We start from the raw sequence: 13,547 nt of genomic DNA on the forward strand, positions 1-13,547 counted from the left end.
GATGAACGAACGCATCGAAGCCGATATCTGCGTGATCGGCGGAGGCTCCGGCGGGCTCACCGTCGCAGCCGGCGCGAGCCAGATGGGCGCCAGTGTCGTGCTTATCGAACGCGGCGAGATGGGCGGCGACTGCCTGAACTACGGCTGTGTTCCCTCGAAGGCGCTGCTGTCGAGCGCCAAGGCTGCCTATCGGCGGCACGGTCTGACGCCGGAAGAAGGCGCCGCGCGCGCGGAATTCGGCAACGCGATGCGCCATGTGCAGTCGGCCATAGCGGCGATACAGCCGATGGATTCGGTCGAGCGTTACGAGGGTCTCGGCGTGCGGGTGATCGCGGAGTCCGCCCGATTCACAGGTCCGACCAGCATCGTGGCCGGCGATTACCGGATCGACGCCCGGCGTTTCGTCGTTGCCACCGGATCGCGGGCCGGGCTGCCGCCGATCCCGGGGCTCGATACGGTGCCTTATCTGACCAACGAGACCCTGTTCCGGAACACGGTCCTGCCGACCCACCTGATCGTCGTCGGTGCGGGGCCGATCGGCCTCGAGATGGCCCAGGCGCATCGGCGACTGGGCGCGCGGGTGACCGTGCTCGAAGCCTACCGGGCGCTCGCCAAGGACGACCGGGAACTGGCTGCCATCGTCATCGACCGGCTGCGCGGCGAGGGCATCGAGATCGTCGAGGGTGCCGAGATCACCGGCGTGAAGTCGCGCGACGGCATCGTGGTCACGCTGGCCGGCAAGGGCGGCGGCGACCCGCGCGAGATCCGCGGCAGCCATCTCCTGGTCGCCGCCGGACGTCGACCCAACGTCGACGGTCTCGACCTCGAGAAGGCCGGCATCGAGTACGACAAGGGCGGGATCAGCGTCGACCGCCGGATGCGCACCACCAACCGCAAGGTCTTTGCCGTGGGCGACGTCGCGGGCGGGCCGCAGTTCACCCATGTCGCGGGCTACCAGGCGGGCATCGTGATCCGGAACGCGCTGTTCCGGCTGCCCGCCAAGGTCGATTACGCGGCGCTGCCCTGGGTCACTTTCACCGATCCGGAGCTCGCCCAGGTCGGCCTCGCGGAGGATGCGGCACGGGAGCGCCATGGCCGCATCAGCATCCTGCGCTGGCCCTATGCGGAGAACGACCGGGCCCAGACCGAGGGCCTGACCGACGGGCTGATCAAGGTGATCGTCGGCCGCCGCGGGCGGATCCTCGGCGCCTCGATCGTCGGTGCGCAGGCCGGCGAGCTCATCCAGCCCTGGGGCCTTGCCATCGCCAACGGGCTGAAGATCGGCGCGATGGCCGGTGCGATGGTCGCCTATCCGACGCTCGGCGAGATCAGCAAGCGCGCTGCCGGCAGCTACTATACCCCGTCGCTGTTCAGCAACCGGACGCGGGCGCTGGTCCGTTTCCTCGCCCGCTTTGGCTGAGCGGGCGCGTCACAGGGTCGTGATGCGAGTTGATTCGCGTGCCTTGCGCCCCGGTTCCATGTTGGAAGCGGCAATGCGAACCCGCATCCGCCCTGCGAACGACATGAGCTACTGGAGGCTTCACAATGCTCAAGGAACTGATGACTGCGGCCGCGATCTCGGCTCTGGCAAGCGCTGCCATCGTGCCGACGGCGATCGCCGCCTGCGCGCCGACCAAGAAGGCCGCCTGCAATCCCTGCGCCGCGAAGGCCTGCAATCCGTGCGCGGCGAAAGCCTGCAATCCCTGCGCGGCAAAGGCCTGCAACCCCTGCGCTGCGAAGAATCCGTGCGCCGCGAAGGCGTGCAATCCGTGTGCCGCGAAAAAGACGACCGACTGAACCTGCGACCACGGGGCGGGCGCTCCGGCGCCTGTCCGACCCGGTTCCGGAACCCGGCGTCTGCAATGGCGCCGGGTTCCGATTTTCGCTAACGTGGCGCGATGTCGAGCCCCCTACGCGCCATGCCCGTCGCGGCGGACAGCCTTTCAGCCCGACTGCTTGTCCTGACCGTCGCGTTCGTGATGCTGAGCGAAGTCCTGATCTTCGTTCCATCGGTCGCCTTCTTCCGGGTCAATTACCTGGAGAAGATGGTCGAATCGGCGCATCTCGCGTCGCTGACGCTGATTTCCTCGCCCGACTACATGATCAGCGAGGCGCTGAAAGAGGAGCTCCTGGCCGCGATCGGCGCCCGCGCCATTGCCTTCAAGAGCCCGAATACCCGCTCGCTGATCCTCAGCGAGGCAATGCCGCCGAAAGTCGATGCCCGCTTCGATCTCGAGGAGCGCAGCCCGCTGACCCTGATGGCGGACGCGCTCGCCACCCTGATGATGCCGGACGGCAGGATCATCGAGGTCAGCGGACCGATCGCGCAGAATCCGAATGCCTCGATCGAGGTGCTGATGGACGAGACGCCGTTGCGCGCCTCGATGCTCGGCTATGCCTGGAACATCCTGCAGCTCTCGGTGATCATCTCGCTGCTCACCGCGACGCTGGTCTACCTGGCCCTGCAATGGATGATGGTCCGGCCGATGCGACAGTTGACCGCCAGCATGGTCGCCTTCCGGCGCGAGCCGGAGAACGCGTCCCGGGTCGTCGAGGCAACGCGCCGCCGGGACGAGATCGGCGTCGCCGAGCGGGAATTGCGCGAGATGCAGATCGGGCTTCGCCAGGCGCTCCACCAGAAAACCCATCTCGCGGCGCTCGGCGCGGCGATGACCAAGGTCAACCATGATCTCCGCAACATGCTGGCGGCGGCGCAGATCCTCTCGGACCGGCTGAGCCAGAGCAGCGACCCGGAGGTCACGCGCCTTGTGCCCCGGCTGTTCTCCAGCATCGACCGGGCAATCGACCTTTGCACCTCGACGCTGCGTTACGGGCGCGCGGTCGAGCCGGAACCGAAGGCAAGCTGGTTCCCGCTGCTCGGGCTGCTGCACGAGGTCGAGGGCGCGGCGGGATTGCCGGCGGAGGGCGCCAGCGGCTGGCAACTCGACGTTCCAGCGGATCTCGCGGTTCATGCCGACCGGGAACAGCTGTTCCGGGTCTTTCTCAATCTCGGACGGAACGCAGTCGAAGCGCTCGGCGAGGGCGGCCGGATCTGTGTGGAAGCGCGTCCCGTCGGCGACATGCTTGTCATTGAATTCGCCGATAACGGTCCGGGCCTGCCGCAACGTGCCCGGGACCATCTGTTCGAGCCGTTCGCCGGTTCGACCCGTGCTGGCGGCACCGGCCTCGGCCTGTCGATCGCGCGCGAGCTGCTGCAGGCCCATGGCGGGGCGATCGAGCTCGCCCGGAGCGATGCATCCGGTACGGTATTCCGGATCACGTTGCCCATGCGGAAACTGCGTCGGGTCGAAACGGCGGCGTAAGGGTCTGTTTACGATTTCCTGCTCTGCTGTACGGCGAAAACAACCGTCTTCCGCCTGCGCGAGCCCGACCCCGCCGATGAACCGCCTGATCGCCCATGCTGCCCTCCTCGCTATGACGGCGATGCTGCTTGCCGGCTGTACCTCGGCTGCGATCGCGGTCATCGACGAGAAGATTTCCTCGATCGTCGACATGGACTGCACCTCGGTCGGCCTGATCCTCAACGGCAGTTATTGCCGGAGCCGCGATAGCGACGTCGCGGCCGCGGCCCCGGTCTACTGCTATCGCACGCTCGGTCGCATCGACTGTTATGCAAGCGAAGCGGAAGAGGGCAGCGGCACCAGCCCGCGCGTTGCGCCAAAGGCCACGGTCGCCAGCCCCTTGCCACCGGCCGCCGGGCAGGATGACCATGACGGCGAGCGGCTGGCAACGACCGAGTAGGCCGGGCGACCGCCGCCGCGGCGAGGCTCGCTTCCCCCATTGCGGCCCGAGGCGGGCATCGTCATCATGAAGTGCGCTTTCGCCAACTGACGGACGCTTCATGACCTGGGATCCCGCCACCTACCTGCAATTCGCCGACCAGCGCCTGCGCCCCGCGATCGACCTGATGGCACGCATCGACCTCAGCCGGCCGATGCTCATCTACGATCTCGGTTGCGGTGCGGGCAATGTCACGAGCCTGCTCCGCGAACGCTGGCGCGAGGCGGTCATCACCGGCGTCGATTCCTCGGCGGAAATGCTGAAGGCCGCCGCCGACAGCCATCACGGCATCGAGTGGCGGCAGGCCGACATCGCCAGCTTCAGCCCGACCGATCGCGCCGAGCTGATCTTCTCGAATGCCGCCCTGCACTGGCTCGGCGACCATGAGACGCTGTTCCCGCGTCTGCTCGGCCTGGCCGCGCGGGACGGCATGCTCGCCGTCCAGATGCCGGACAATTTCGACCAGCCGTCCCATGTCGCCCTCGCCGAAACGGCGGAGGATCGGCGCTGGCGGGACAAGCTTGCCCACCTGATCCGCCCGGCCCCGGTGCATGGCGCGGAATTCTACCGTTCCTGCCTCGGCCCGCAGGCCAGCGATGTCGATGTCTGGCGGACCACCTATTATCACGAGATGGAGGGTGAGGACCCGGTCTACCGCTGGACGTCGGGGACCGCGCTCAGGCCCTTTCTCGCCCCGCTTGACGAAACCGAGAAGGCATCCTTCGTCGAGATCTACAAGGCGCGCCTGCGCGAGGCCTATCGCCCTGCCGCGGACGGGCGGATGCTGTTTCCGTTCCGCCGGCTCTTCATCGTCGCCCGCCGCGCCTGATCCGGGCGTGTCGCGGCGATGATCTTTCTCGTCACCGACTTCGGGCTGGAAGGACCCTATGTCGGGCAGATGAAGGCGGTGCTGGCGTCGAGGGCGCCCGGAGTTCCGGTCATCGACCTGTTCGCCGACGCGCCCGCCTTCCGGCCGCGACCGTCTGCCTACCTGCTGGCCGCCTATGCGGCGATCGGGGCGCCGGGGTCGGTGTTCCTCGCGGTTGTCGATCCGGGGGTCGGCAGCGAACGCGCGGCGCTCTTCCTGCAGGCCGGCGGGCGCTGGTTCGTCGGTCCCGACAACGGCCTGCTGGCGATCGCCGCGCGCGCCGGCGAGGCGCGTGTCTGGCGGGCTGGGACCAATGCTGCGCCGCTCTCGGCGACCTTCCACGGCCGCGACCTGTTCGCCCCGCTGGCCGCCGATCTGGCGCTCGGCCGGCAGCCCGATCGAGACGAAGGTGCGCTTGCCGACATGGTCGGCGCGGATTGGCCGGACGACCTTGCGGAGATCGTCTATCTGGATCATTACGGAAACGGAATGACGGGTATCCGGGCGGCGACACTCGGCCCCGATGCGACCGTGGAGGTAGCCGGGCAGCGACTCGGCCACGCCCGGACCTTCTCGGATGTCGCGGCGGGGGCGGCCTTCTGGTACGGCAACGCCAACGGACTGGTCGAGATCGCCGTCAGCGGCGGTCGCGCGGACGCCGTGCTCGGCCTCGAGATCGGCATGGCCGTGACGGTCGGCATTCGGCCCTGAGCGGTCTTGCGATCAGGTGGTCTGGTAGCCCGCCGAGCGCCAGGCCCCCATCGATCCGAGGAAGACGTCGACTTTCGTGAAGCCGGCCCTGAGCAGGACCGATGCGGCGATCGTCGCGCGGGCGCCGCTCGCGCACATCACCGTGTAGTGGCGATCCTTCTCGAGCCCGTCGAGTTCCGTCGGAAGCTTGCCGACATAGACATGCCGCGCCCCTTCGACGCTGTCGGCGTCGAACTCGGCATCGTCGCGCACATCCAGCAGAGTCCAGCCGTCAGGACCATCCGCGACGCGGCGCGCGACCTCGCCAACGTCGACGGCGGCGACCGATCGGAACGGCCGCCCGTTGGCCGCCCAGCCCGTCGGCGCCGCGGCCAGGAACCCGGTGACGCGGTCGTAACCGATCCGCGCCAGATGCCGGGCCGCCGTCTCGGCCTGGGCGGCGTCGGTGGCGACCAGCATCAGGTCCTGTTCCGGGTCGAGCAGCCAGCCGGCGAAGGCCGGCACCATGTCGTCCGGGATGGCGAGGCTGTCGGGAAAATGCGCGCCCAGAAACGCGGCCACGCCGCGCACGTCGATCGTTACCGCCTTGCCGCTACACTCCACGAATGTCGCCAGGTCGAGGGACGGCGGGGTAACGACCCGGTTCATCGCGGTGCCGCCTTCCAGGTTGAGACGCTCCATCCGTCGGAAATAGGGCGGCTGATCGTGATGCTCGGCGACTTTCCGTGCGACGAAGGTTTCCCGGTCGGCGATCCGCAGCATCGGGTTCGACTGGCGTTCGTAGCCGATCGTCGAGAACTCGCGGTCAGCCATGTTGTCGCCGCATACCGAACCGGCGCCATGTGCCGGGTAGACGATGGCCTGGTCGCCGAGTGCTGTGATCTTCCGCAGGCTGTCGAACAGCAGGCCGGCGACCTCCTCGGCGCGGTCCGGATAGAAGTCGGTCCGTCCGACATCGCCGACGAACAGCGCATCGCCCGTGAAGACGCCGACCGGCTGGTCGCCGAAGTCGGTGTCGAAGACGGCGAAAGAGAGGCTGTCGTCGGTATGACCGGGCGTCTCGACGACCTTGAGACGGAGCTTGCCGAAGGTGAAGTCATCGCCCTCGCGTACGGTTTCCGCATAGCGCACGGCGCCGTCCGGGTTGGGACCGTGATGCACCGTCGCCCCGGTCAGGCGGGCGAGTATCGGCGCCCCTGACACGAGGTCCTCGTTGCGATGGGTCTCGAAGACACGGGTGATGCGGCAGCCCAGCGCCCGGGCCTTCTCGACATAGATCTCGCAATCGCGGCGCGGGTCGATCACCGCGGCCACGCCGCCGTCCCCCAGTAGATAGGAGAGATGGGCAAGGCCGTCCGATTTCACTTTCTCGATGAACATGATCCGTCGCTCCGCAAGTTGGTGGTTGCCGATCACCGGTCATAACGAATCTGCCCGGTAGAGGTTCCGGTGCGCATTCCGTCCGGTCCGTGCTTTCGCCCCGAACGGGAACATCGCGGGCCCGGGCTGCGTTGACCGGTCACGTTCCGGTCGGAAACGGAGAGAAGGAGCCAAGATGTCCACGTCTGCATCCTCGGCGCTTACAACCCGAGAAGAAGCCGCGCTTTATCGCATGGTCACGGCCGAGCATATCTGCCCGTTCGGTCTGAAGGCCCGCCATCTGCTCAGGCGCAAGGGCTACGACGTCGAGGATCATCCGCTCGAATCGCGCGCCGAGGCCGACGCCTTCATGGCGCAGCACGATGTCGAGACCACGCCGCAGGTTTTCATCGGCGGCGAGCGGATCGGCGGCTACGACGCGCTTCGCCGTCATTTCGGCCTCGCGTCCGAGCAGGGCGAGGGAACCTCCTACCAGCCGGTGCTCGCGGTTTTCGCGGTGGCCGCCCTCATGGCGCTGGCGACGAGCTGGTCGCAGTTCGGCGCACTGCTGACCGTCAGGACCGGCGAATGGTTCATCGCCTTCAGCATGGCCGTTCTCGCGACCCTGAAGCTCCGCGATCTGGTCGCCTTCTCGAACCAATTCCTCGGTTACGACCTGGTCGCCCAGCGATGGCCGCCCTACGCCTGTCTCTATCCGTTCGGCGAGGCGCTCGCGGCGATCCTGATGATCGCCGGCGCGTTGATCTGGATCGCGGCGCCGGTCGCCTTCGTGGTTGGATCGATCGGCGCGGTGTCCGTCTTCAAGGCGGTCTACATCGACCGGCGCGAGCTGAAATGCGCCTGCGTCGGCGGCAACAGCAACGTGCCACTCGGCGCGGTCTCGCTCACCGAGAATCTCATGATGGTGGCCATGGCGGTCTGGATGACCGTCAGCTAGAGCCCCGGCCTCAGTCGCCGAGCGCCACGCCCTCGCGCCGCGGATCGGCGCCACCGAGCAGACCGTCTTTGGTGACCTGGATGCCATGCAGGCCGCTGGTCAGCGAACGGATGTCGACCTTGTGCCCGATCGCTTCGAGTGACGGCCCGAGCGCCGCCGCATCGGTATCCGCCTCGAGATCGATTGCCCCCGTCCGCGTGACGTAATGAGGCAGTTCGATCGCCGCCTGGATATCCAGCTCCCAGTCGAGCACGGCGAGCAGGGTCTGGGCGACAAAGCCGATGATCCGGCTGCCGCCCGGTGAGCCCACGGCGAGCATGAGGTTGCCGTCGCGGTCGAGCACCAGGGTCGGCGACATCGAGCTGCGCGGCCGCTTGCCCGGTTCGACCCGATTGGCGACCGGTCCGTCCGGCCCGTCCGGGCGGAACGAGAAATCGGTGAGCTGGTTATTGAGGATGAAGCCGCGCACCATGTGGCGCGAGCCGAAGACATTCTCGACCGAGGTCGTCATCGAGACCGCGTTGCCGTCGCCGTCGACGACCGCGAGATGGCTGGTCGAGGGCAGCGCCAGGTCATGCCCGGGAACGACTTGCCCGGCCCGGCCGGGGGGATCGCCGGCGGCGGCCGGTTCACCGGCCCGCTCCGGGTCGATCAGGTCCGCCCTGGCAGCCAGGTAGCCCCGGTCGAGCAGGCCCGCGACAGGCACCGAAACGAAGTCCGGGTCGCCCAGGTAAGCGCCCCGGTCAGCGAAGGCGAGGTGGCTCGCGCGGGCGAACAGATGCGCTGCCTCGGGCGACAAAGGCGCCATGGTGGACAGCGGAAAGCGTTCGAGCAGGCCGAGGATCTGCAGTACCGCGACCCCGCCGGAGGTCGGCGGTGGCATGCCGCAGACCCGCCAGTCCCGATAGGGCCGGCAGAGCGCCGACCGTTCCTTGGCCACATAGCCTGCAAGATCCGCGACCGAGAGCGCGCCCGGGTTGCTTGCCGCGTTGCGGACCGCATCGACGATATCGGCAGCGATCGGACCGGTGTAGAAGGCGTCGGCGCCGCCCTCGGCGATCTGGCGGAGCGTGTCGGCAAGCGCCGGGTTTCTCAGCAGGGTGCCGACTGCCTTCGCCGTGCCGTCTGGTTCGTAGAAATAGGCCCCGGCCGCCGGCTGAAGCGGCAGAAACCGGTCGATCGACAGCAGGTAGTGCAGCCGCTCGGAAATCTCGAATCCGTCGCGGGCGAGCGCGATCGCGGGCTCGAACAACCTTGCCCAGGCGAGCTTGCCATGCGCCCGGTGGGCGAGCTCGAGCATGCGGAGCACGCCGGGCGCGCCGACCGAGCGGCCGCCGACCACGGCCTCGTAGAATTTCATCGGCTCGCCGTCCGCCTGCAGGAACAGCGTCGGAGCGACCGCCGCCGGCGCGGTCTCGCGTCCGTCGTAGGCGGCGACCGCGCGATCGCTCTGCCGGAAATGCAGCATGAAGGCGCCGCCGCCGATGCCCGACGATTGCGGCTCGACGAGGGTGAGAACGAGCTGGGCGGCGATCGCCGCGTCGACCGCAGATCCGCCGGCCCGCAGCATCTCCAGTCCGGCCTCGGTCGCCAGCGGATTGGCCGCCGCGATCATGTATTTCCCGGCATGCGCCGGCGGCTTGGCGTGCGCATCCGGCGCGAGGCCGCCGGCCAGCAGGGCCAGGAGCATCAGCAACGGGGCGAAGAGGCCGGGGTTTCGGTACGGGCGTGAACGGGTCCGGTCGGGCAACATCCCCTCCCTGCGGATTGTCGCGCGCCGCAGGTTCGCGGCGGTCGCTGGAAGTCCGGCATGCGCGGCGCGTTGACCGCCGCCGGGGGCGCCGCTAGGCTCGGCGCACGGTTCGAGAGTAGGGGGTTCAGTGAGGCCGGGGAAACGAAATCTCATCACCGATGTGGACGGCCTGAAAGTCGGCAATGCCGCCGATCCGGTCCTCCGCAGCGGTGTTACCGTCGTCATGCCGGACACCCGCGGGGTGGCCGGTGTCGATGTCCGCGGCGGTGGTCCCGGGACGCGCGAGACCGAGGTTCTGCGTCCCGATTGCATGGTCCAGCAGATCGACGCGATCTGCCTGAGCGGCGGCTCGGTCTACGGCCTCGACGCCGCTTCCGGTGTGGTCGGCTGGCTGCGCCGTGCCGGCCGGGGGATTCCGGTGCATGGCCATCACGTGCCGATCGTTCCGGCAGCGATCCTGTTCGATCTCGGCAATGGCGGGGTGAAGGACTGGGCGGATGAATCGCCGTACCGGGCGCTTGGCCGGCGCGCCGCCGGGGCGCTCGATCTCGACTTCGATCTCGGCAATGTCGGCGCCGGTTACGGGGCCATGGCCGGCCGCATCAAGGGCGGCCTTGGCAGCGTGTCGCTGGAGAGCGACGACGGCATCGTCGTCGGCGCGCTGGTCGCGGCCAACCCGGTCGGATCAGTCACCATGCCGGGCACGGCGCAATTCTGGGCCTGGCCGTTCGAGCAGGACGATGAATTCGGCGGCCTCGGCGGACCAGCCGAGATGCCGTCGATCGACCGGGAAATTCCGGTCGAGTCGCGGCTCGCGGGCAACACCACGATCGGCGTCGTCGCAACCAACGTGACGCTCGGCAAGGCCGAGGCCCAGCGTGTCGCGATGATGGCCCAGGACGGCCTGGCGCGCGCGATCCGGCCGATTCATACGCCTTTCGACGGCGACACGATCTTTACGCTTTCGACCGGGAAGAAGGCGATGCCCGAGCCGGCACCGCTGACAATCGCCCGGATCGGATCGATGGCCGCCGATTGCGTGGCGCGGGCGGTGGCGCGCGCGATATACTCGGCGGAGACTCTGGGGGAGTTACGGAGTTACCGCTCGTTCCACGCTGGCAGGACGGCCGGCTGATTCAGGAGGAGGCAAGAATGAGAAAATTGTTTGCAGCGGCGGCACTGGGGTCGCTCGCCCTGGTGCCGTTCCAGGCCCAGGCAGCGAACGACAGCGTTGTCGTCGGAATGCAGCTGGAGCCGCCGGGACTGGACCCGACGACCGGTGCCGCGGCGGCGATCAGCCAGATCACGCTTTACAACCTGTTCGAGGGGCTGACCCGGATCGATGCCGACGGCAAGGTACAGCCGTTGCTCGCCGAAAGCTGGACGACCAGCGACGACTACATGACCTGGACGTTCAAGCTGCGTTCCGGCGTCACCTTCCATGATGGCGAGGCGCTCGATTCCAGCGACGTGAAGTTCACCTTCGAACACAACGCCGTCGAGGGCACCCAGAACAAGCGGGCCGACCGGTTCCGCAACATGGAATCGATCGAGACCCCGGATGCGACGACCGTGGTCATCAAGCTGAAGACCCCGAGCGCGACCTTCCTCGCCAGTCTCGCGGAAGCCACCGCGGTGATCGTCGATCCCTCGGACATCGAGACCAACGAGACCGAACCGGTCGGCAGCGGCCCGTTCAAGTTCGTCAAATGGAACAAGGGACAGTCGGTCGAGCTCGCCAAGTACGACGGCTATCGCGACGCCGCCGACATCAAGCTCAACTCGGTCACCTTCCGCTTCGTCGCCGATGCGGCGGCGCAGGCCGCGTCGCTGCTGTCCGGCGACGTCGATTACTACCCGCTGTTCGGTGCGGTCGAGGCGCTTGGTCAGTTCGAGAACAACCCGGACTTCGAGGTTCTCGTCGGCACCACCAACGGCGAGACCATCCTCTCGACCAACAACAAGGCGAAGGCGCTCTCGGACCTCCGCGTCCGCCAGGCGATCGCGCACGCGATCAACCGCAAGGAACTGATCGACGGAGCGATGTACGGTTACGGCACGCCGATCGGTTCGCATTTCGCGCCGCATCACCCGGCCTACGAGGATCTCACGGGCACCTATCCCTACGATCCGGAGAAGTCGAAGGCGCTGCTCAAGGAAGCCGGCTATGGCGACGGCCTCGAGCTCTCGCTCAAGCTGCCGCCGACCGCCTATGCCCGCAACGGCGGCCAGATCATCGCCGATCAGCTCGGCAAGGTCGGCATCACCGCGAAAATCGAGAATGTCGAATGGGCGCAGTGGCTCGATCAGGTCTACAAGAAGAAGAACTACGATCTCTCGATCGTCAGCCATGTGGAGCCGATGGACATCGGGATCTACGCCCGGCCCGACTATTACTTCCAGTATGAGAACCCGACCTTCAACGAACTGATCGAGAAGGCGGATTCCGCGGTGACCGAGGAAGAGCAGGACAAGTATCTCCGCGAAGCGCAGGAGATCCTCGCCAAGGATGCCGTCAACGGCTACCTCTTCCAGCTTGCCAAGGTCGCTGTCTACAAGAAGGGCCTGGTCGGCGCCTGGAAGGATTCCCACCTCTTCGCCAACGACATGGCGCGGATGCACTGGGAGAACTGATCCGCCGCGAACGCGCGGAGATCGAAGGCCCGCCGGCTGACCCCGGCGGGCCTTTTCCTTTGCCTGCTCGGCAGGTCGTCTGCCGTCGGGGCTGTGTCCGGAAAGATGGGGCTGCGCACGCGGCGCACGAAAGAGGCCGGCGCGCGTGTCGCGGCCGGCCCGGTTCGTGTGCTCTGCTCCGACGGCGCTCTATGCAGCGGCGCCTGCCCGGCTTCAGCGGACGTAGATATGGACCTCGTTGGTCGCGGCCGCCGGGCTGGTGGTCGAGGAAAGCGCGACGCGCGACGGCGGCAGGCCCATGTCGGTCAGCGTCCGGAGCACGCGCTGCGCCTGTCGCGAGGCGGCCGTCTGGTTCTGCGCATTGCTTGCCGCGCTACCCTGGGCCGGGACCACGGCGACCAGGTTAAACTGGGCCTCGGGGCGCTGTTGCAGGGCGCGGGACACGGCGTTGTAAAGCGCCTGTTCGTAGGCCACGTCCGGCCGGTCGAAGCGGATCACCACCAGCGGCCGGCGATTCTCGATGGCGAAGCTCGAACGCCCGGCCGCCGACGAGGAGAGCGCCGGGGCCTGGGAGGCCATCGGCGCGGCCGAAAGATAGGCGCGGTTGGCCAGGCTCTGGCCGTATATCTCGCCGTTCTTGATCGCCAGCGAGAGCGTCGTGAGGTTGCCGCGCTCGTTGCTGAGATAGGTGGTCTGGCGCGAAACGTCCTCGGACAGTTCGTTGAGCAGCCGGTCGATCAAGACGACGGTGCGGTTGGTCTCGTCCTCGAGGATCGCGAGTTGGCGGTGGTCCTCGTCGATCGCGCCCGACAGGCCGTAGGTCGCGCGCGCGGATTCGAGAAGGAAGGCGGACATCGAGCTGTCGGCCGCGACCTCGTTGGCGAGGCTGTTCATGGCCGCGATATCGATCGCGATTCGGTCGAGCTCGGCCTGGGCCTGGTTCCACTGGTTGATCAGGACCGGGTTGCCGGGTGTCGTGCCGAGCTGCAGGCGCGTGTTGATGGCCGCCATCGTGCCGTGATAGCGCTGCGAATTCTGTGTCGTCGAGACGCGGATCTGCTGAAGCTGGCGGTTGCGCGCGTTGAGCCGGAGCTGAAGCTGCTGCAGTTCGCCCCGCATCTGCTGGGTCTTCTGGCCGACGAAGGTGCCGGTGGTCGAGAAGGGGGTGACGCCCGGTGCCTCGAACGAGCCGGTGCCGAGTTGCGGCGGCTGATTCGGCAGCGACGATGGCTGTCCATACGGGCTCAGCGTCGGCTGGGCACTGCCCTCCGACGGCGCGGCCGCAATGGCGATCTTCTCGGGCGTCTCGCCGCTCGGGTCGTCACCGGTCAGCGACGGCCAGAGCGAATCCGACATGAAGGAGCAGCCGCCAAGCAACAGCGCAGCGCTCATCGCGATTGAAAAACCGGCCCGTGAACTCATGTGGTTGGATACTTCCGCGTTGCCAACAAATCCGCCACCCC

At 67.6% G+C, this 13,547-nt stretch carries 12 protein-coding genes; 9 read left to right on the top strand and 3 right to left on the bottom strand.

Annotation, left to right across the window (positions count from 1 at the left end; translation table 11 throughout):
* The first annotated feature begins 1 nt into the window (after nucleotide 1).
* From OCH7691_RS03665 to OCH7691_RS03690, 6 genes are all read left to right on the top strand, one after another.
* A complete protein-coding gene (locus OCH7691_RS03665; RefSeq protein WP_085882046.1) occupies nucleotides 2–1,420 on the top strand; it encodes a dihydrolipoyl dehydrogenase family protein in 1,419 nt (472 codons plus the stop codon).
* A gap of 125 nt (nucleotides 1,421–1,545) precedes the next feature.
* The gene (locus OCH7691_RS03670; RefSeq protein ID WP_139839503.1) at nucleotides 1,546–1,797 is read left to right on the top strand and encodes a hypothetical protein; all 252 of its coding nucleotides are present in this window, start codon (nucleotides 1,546–1,548) and stop codon (nucleotides 1,795–1,797) included.
* Nucleotides 1,798–1,898: 101 nt separating this feature from the next.
* Nucleotides 1,899–3,323 (top strand): ATP-binding protein, encoded by a 1,425-nt coding sequence (locus OCH7691_RS03675; protein ID WP_085882047.1) that lies wholly within the window; start codon nucleotides 1,899–1,901, stop codon nucleotides 3,321–3,323.
* A gap of 76 nt (nucleotides 3,324–3,399) precedes the next feature.
* Entirely contained in the window at nucleotides 3,400–3,762 is a 363-nt protein-coding gene (locus OCH7691_RS03680; protein ID WP_085882048.1) for a hypothetical protein, read from the top strand.
* 100 nt (nucleotides 3,763–3,862) lie between these two features.
* Complete coding sequence (locus OCH7691_RS03685) at nucleotides 3,863–4,630, top strand: methyltransferase domain-containing protein (RefSeq protein ID WP_085882049.1); 768 nt, start codon at nucleotides 3,863–3,865, stop codon at nucleotides 4,628–4,630.
* Between the two features lie 18 nt (nucleotides 4,631–4,648).
* Complete coding sequence (locus OCH7691_RS03690) at nucleotides 4,649–5,380, top strand: SAM hydrolase/SAM-dependent halogenase family protein (protein WP_085882050.1); 732 nt, start codon at nucleotides 4,649–4,651, stop codon at nucleotides 5,378–5,380.
* A 12-nt stretch (nucleotides 5,381–5,392) separates the two neighbouring features.
* Here OCH7691_RS03690 and OCH7691_RS03695 read toward each other — a convergent pair whose 3' ends face one another.
* The gene (locus OCH7691_RS03695; RefSeq protein ID WP_085883478.1) at nucleotides 5,393–6,760 is read right to left on the bottom strand and encodes an MBL fold metallo-hydrolase; all 1,368 of its coding nucleotides are present in this window, start codon (nucleotides 6,758–6,760) and stop codon (nucleotides 5,393–5,395) included.
* A gap of 175 nt (nucleotides 6,761–6,935) precedes the next feature.
* Here OCH7691_RS03695 and OCH7691_RS03700 point away from each other — a divergent pair, with 175 nt between their 5' ends.
* Nucleotides 6,936–7,697 (top strand): MauE/DoxX family redox-associated membrane protein, encoded by a 762-nt coding sequence (locus OCH7691_RS03700; RefSeq protein ID WP_085882051.1) that lies wholly within the window; start codon nucleotides 6,936–6,938, stop codon nucleotides 7,695–7,697.
* A gap of 10 nt (nucleotides 7,698–7,707) precedes the next feature.
* On the opposite strand, the gene ggt is transcribed toward OCH7691_RS03700, so the two are convergent.
* Complete coding sequence (gene ggt, locus OCH7691_RS03705) at nucleotides 7,708–9,387, bottom strand: gamma-glutamyltransferase (RefSeq protein WP_245826524.1); 1,680 nt, start codon at nucleotides 9,385–9,387, stop codon at nucleotides 7,708–7,710.
* Nucleotides 9,388–9,577: 190 nt separating this feature from the next.
* Between ggt and OCH7691_RS03710 the strand changes: the two genes are divergently transcribed.
* Together OCH7691_RS03710 and OCH7691_RS03715 are read left to right on the top strand one after the other, a co-directional pair.
* Nucleotides 9,578–10,585, top strand: coding sequence for a P1 family peptidase (locus tag OCH7691_RS03710; RefSeq protein WP_085882053.1), 1,008 nt, complete (start codon nucleotides 9,578–9,580; stop codon nucleotides 10,583–10,585).
* Nucleotides 10,586–10,602: 17 nt separating this feature from the next.
* Nucleotides 10,603–12,084, top strand: a complete 1,482-nt coding sequence (locus tag OCH7691_RS03715) for an ABC transporter substrate-binding protein (protein ID WP_085882054.1) — start codon at nucleotides 10,603–10,605, stop codon at nucleotides 12,082–12,084.
* 213 nt (nucleotides 12,085–12,297) lie between these two features.
* Here the strand turns inward: OCH7691_RS03715 and OCH7691_RS03720 are convergent, their stop codons facing one another.
* Entirely contained in the window at nucleotides 12,298–13,506 is a 1,209-nt protein-coding gene (locus OCH7691_RS03720; protein ID WP_085882055.1) for a hypothetical protein, read from the bottom strand.
* Between the last annotated feature and the right edge of the window lie 41 nt (nucleotides 13,507–13,547).

It is taken from the genome of Oceanibacterium hippocampi (genome assembly GCF_900172325.1).
GTDB lineage: Bacteria > Pseudomonadota > Alphaproteobacteria > Sneathiellales > Sneathiellaceae > Oceanibacterium > Oceanibacterium hippocampi.